Source organism: Neisseria sp. (assembly GCF_030523955.1).
Classification (GTDB): domain Bacteria; phylum Pseudomonadota; class Gammaproteobacteria; order Burkholderiales; family Neisseriaceae; genus Neisseria.
In genome coordinates this window covers 1-4,041 of the sequence record NZ_JAUNHL010000100.1, presented here as the reverse complement: position 1 = coordinate 4,041, position 4,041 = coordinate 1, and the positions used below count along the sequence as shown (strand labels likewise).

At 45.5% G+C, this 4,041-nt stretch carries 4 protein-coding genes; 2 read left to right on the top strand and 2 right to left on the bottom strand.

The window, feature by feature from the left end; all coding sequences use genetic code 11:
* Positions 1-186: 186 nt before the first annotated feature.
* On the top strand, positions 187-696 hold the full coding sequence (locus Q4C79_RS13015; protein ID WP_303091450.1) for a hypothetical protein: 510 nt from the start codon (positions 187-189) through the stop codon (positions 694-696).
* Positions 697-1,003: 307 nt separating this feature from the next.
* Complete coding sequence (locus Q4C79_RS13010; protein ID WP_303091449.1) at positions 1,004-1,711, top strand: hypothetical protein; 708 nt, start codon at positions 1,004-1,006, stop codon at positions 1,709-1,711.
* 161 nt (positions 1,712-1,872) lie between these two features.
* Here the strand turns inward: Q4C79_RS13010 and tkt are convergent, their stop codons facing one another.
* Entirely contained in the window at positions 1,873-3,858 is a 1,986-nt protein-coding gene (gene tkt / locus Q4C79_RS13005; protein ID WP_303091448.1) for a transketolase, read from the bottom strand.
* A gap of 3 nt (positions 3,859-3,861) precedes the next feature.
* Positions 3,862-4,041, bottom strand: a 180-nt coding sequence (locus Q4C79_RS13000) for a hypothetical protein (RefSeq protein WP_303091447.1), incomplete at its 5' end; no start/stop codon positions are given.

The window sequence follows — 4,041 nt, the reverse complement described above, 5'->3', positions numbered from 1 at the left end:
TACTGCTTTATGGGCACCTCTTCGCATTTGTTGCACTTAGATTGTCAATTCAAGATTGAAAATCCAATGGTTGTTATCTTGCATAAACGTTTTGCATATTGGAAATTTTCTAGAAAACTCATGGTGCTTGGGTTGGTGGTTTACGTGTAAACAAAATAAATAAGTTGATGGATAGTTAGAGGAAAGATGATGAATATAAAGAAAATATATGACTATATGTTACTGCTTTCTGTGGCTTTTTTATTTTTATTGCTGGTTTCTGTTTTGATGATGGGATGGAATTTATCTATAGGAAATATCTCAACAAAAGAAATAGAAATTCCCAATGGAGAGATTGTGATCGGAGGAAGGCCAAATACACCTAATATACAAATTTTTGGTGGTTCGGAGATTATGTATGCTGATTGTCGCGTGGGAGTAGGAGGGTTATGTTGGGATTATAGAGGGCGTAATTTATATGCAAAAAATATAAAGTTGTTGGTTATTAATAATGAGTCTAGTGCTTTGATTTATGCTGATTTGGAATCGAAAGAAAGAAAGTTTACTATTGATAATTCTAGGAATATACAGTCTTTGGTTACAGAGTCTGTAGCGAGAAGAAGGGTATATCCTAAATTTTTTCTTTTTGCGACGATGATTTCGTTTTTATTGTTATTAATTGTTTTTGTTGTAAAGAAGAAAATTGAAGCAAAATAAATTTGTGGCTATTTAAAACCAAGGTGTTCAAAACCTTGTACCAGCCTCAAACAATTTGAGGTCGTCTTCAATGATAATTGCTAAAGAGTATTTTGATTTATATTTGAAGGAGTGCACATGGCGTTTTATCAATGATGGAATAAAATTTTATATTTCCATTTTCAAAAAATCGATAAAAGATTGTTTAATATAATTATTTAGGGATTCGTCTTACAATAACATGAAACCTAATCACAACTTCTCCATTAAATTATTAGGCATCTGCTTCGTCGCTTTTTTAGGCTGGGTATTATTCCTAGCAGTTCTTATGTATCGGGAAAGTACGGAAAAAAAGGTAAGTCCTTTAATTACCAAAACCATTCATGGTGTCACCAATCCTTTCAGAATTCGTGAAAAAGTTGGTTATTATGCTTCTTATGAACTGGAGGAAGGCGGACTAAAAAGATTACAGGCGCCCTCGGAATGTAGTGCAGGCATATACGCGCTTATGGAAGATATGCCCCAAGGCGATTTGAAAGCATACTTGCGCCAGTTTGATTATTTTGACTTAGAGAAAAATCCATTACCGAATCCAAATCAAAAATATTTAGTTAAAGGACAAATGCTCGAAACAACCTGGCTGTCCCGTAATGAGTTAAAACCATCATTGGTTAATCCTTTTGATGAAAAATTAAAAGAACAGGAAAAAGCGGGTACCGTGGACATAAGCAAGCAAGCCCATTATTCAGATTTTTTAGAATGCGAAGACTTTTTGCGTGATGCAACCAAACCGGCACATAAAAAAAGAGTGTTTAGAAGGGCGGATTATGAATTCACCCATCCGCAGTATGATCTCAATACATTAGAGGCCGTTGTCAATGATCCGGATGTTTTAATCCGAATAAGAACTATCTGCCGCTATACACAAGTAGATTACTATAGTCGAAAATATAAAACTTTTATTAAAATGGATGCTTTTATAAAAAGTAGATATGTATCTACTGATAACTACACATATAACCCTAATTGTTCATAACTTTCTTTTATTCCCCCCAAAAATACAAAGAGGCAATGCCTGTCTGAAAATATTTTTCAGACAGGCATTGCCTCTTTTCAAACATTTATTTTCTCTCATAGCCGTTCGCAAAAAATGCCCCGCTCGGAATCCGAAGCGGGGCATTTGGTTTGAATAGCGGATTACAGTACGCTCTTCACAACGGCCACCACATTATCGACGGTGAAGCCGAAATGCTCGAATAATTCTTCCGCCGGAGCCGATTCGCCGAAGCGGTCGAGGCCGACCACTTTGCCGTTCAAGCCGACATATTTATACCAGCCGTCGGTTACGCCGGCTTCCACCGCCACACGCGGCAGGCCTTGCGGCAACACGCTGTTACGATAGGTTTCGTCCTGCTTGTCGAATACATTGGTCGAAGGCATGGAGACCACGTTCACAAACACGCCTTGTTCGGCCAATACGGTTTGTGCATCCAAGGCCAGCGCCACTTCCGAACCGGTCGCGATGATAACGGCCTGAGCTTTGCCTTCATCGGCAGCACGCACTACATAAGCGCCGCGTTTGATTTGGGCCAATTGCTGTTCGCTGCGTTGGATAAACGGCAGGTTCTGGCGGCTGAAAATCAGCGAAGACGGATGGTCGGTCGCTTTCACCGCTTCTGCCCAAGCAACCAGCGATTCGGCGGTATCGCACGGGCGCCAAACCGCCATATTCGGAATCAGGCGCAAAGAAGCGGTTTGCTCGACCGGTTGGTGGGTCGGGCCGTCTTCGCCCAAGCCGATGGAATCGTGGGTGTAGACAAAAATCGGGTTGATTTTCATCAGCGCGGCCATGCGCAAGGCATTGCGGGCGTATTCCGAGAACATCAGGAAGGTTGCGCCGAACGGTTTCACGCCGCCGTGCAGGGCCAAGCCGTTCATGATGGCAGACATGCCGAATTCGCGCACGCCGTAGTGCAGGTAATTGCCGCCGCTGTCGCGGGTAACCGGAATACTGGCCGACCAGTCGGTGAGATTGGAAGGCGTGAGGTCGGCCGAGCCGCCGACAAATTCCGGCAATACTTTGGCCAGCGCTTCGATGCTGTTCTGGCTCGCTTTGCGGGTGGCGATTTTTTCGTGTTTGTCGCACACCGCTTTTAATTCAGCGGCTACGTGTTCATCGAAATCGGCGGGCAATCGGCCTTCCATGCGGCGTACGAATTCGGCTGCTTCAGCCGGGAATTTGGCCTGATAGCGGGCGAACAGCTCGTTCCATTCCTTTTCCAATTTGGCACCGGCTTCGACGGCATTCCAAGCATCGTATACTTCTTGCGGTACTTCGAACGGGCCGTAATTCCAGCCTAAATGTTTGCGGGTGGCTTCGATTTCCTCCGCGCCCAAGGGGGCACCGTGGGTTTTGTGGCTGCCTTCTTTGGTAGCGGCGCCTTTGCCGATTAAGGTTTTGCAGCAAATGATGGATGGTTTGCCGGTTTCGGCGCGGGCCGCTTCAATTGCCGCACGCACGGCATCGGCATTGTGCCCGTCTACATTGGGAACAACGTGCCAGCCGTAAGACTGGAAGCGTTCGGGGATGTTTTCGGTAAACCAGCCGTCTACCTTGCCGTCGATAGAGATATTGTTGTCGTCATAGAGCACCACCAGTTTGCCCAAGCCCAAGGTGCCGGCCAACGAGCAGACTTCGTGCGATATGCCTTCCATCAGGCAGCCGTCGCCTAAGAAAACGTAGGTGTGGTGGTCGACGATGTCGAGGCCGTCTTTATTGAATTCGGCAGCCAGAATTTTTTCTGCCAGCGCCAAGCCTACGGCATTGGCAATGCCTTGTCCCAACGGGCCGGTAGTGGTTTCTACGCCGTCAGTGTAGCCGTATTCGGGGTGGCCGGGCGTTTTGCTATGGAACTGTCTGAAATTTTTCAGGTCATTAATGGTTACATTGTAACCAGTCAGATGCAGCAGACTGTATAACAACATGGATGCGTGGCCGTTGGATAATACGAAGCGGTCGCGGTTGTAAAACTTCGGATTGGCCGGATTGTGCTTCAGAAAGCCTCGCCACAGTACTTCGGCCATATCGGCCATACCCATCGGTGCGCCCGGGTGGCCGGAATTGGCTTGTTGTACTGCATCAGCCGAGAGAAAACGGATGGCGTTAGCCAGTTGAGATGCCATGTGTCAGTCCTTTTGTTCGATTGCGTTATGGAGCTTGGAATTATGCGGGTTTTTAGGGTGTGTTTCAAGAAGTGATGTTTTCCCGTCCTGCCGCTTATGCTTGATTGAAGTGGTATAGAAAGAAAAGACGCCATTTGTGTATGCGGAATTTTGTTTAAAAAACGGTTTGTCAGTTAAAACGGT

What these genes read in the sequence shown, in the direction of transcription:
- tkt (WP_303091448.1), bottom strand. Translation starts at nt 3,858, where the DNA reads ATGGCATCTCAACTGGCTAACGCCATCCGTTTTCTCTCGGCTGATGCA.
- Q4C79_RS13010 (WP_303091449.1), top strand. Translation starts at nt 1,004, where the DNA reads ATGTATCGGGAAAGTACGGAAAAAAAGGTAAGTCCTTTAATTACCAAA.
- Q4C79_RS13015 (WP_303091450.1), top strand. Translation starts at nt 187, where the DNA reads ATGATGAATATAAAGAAAATATATGACTATATGTTACTGCTTTCTGTG.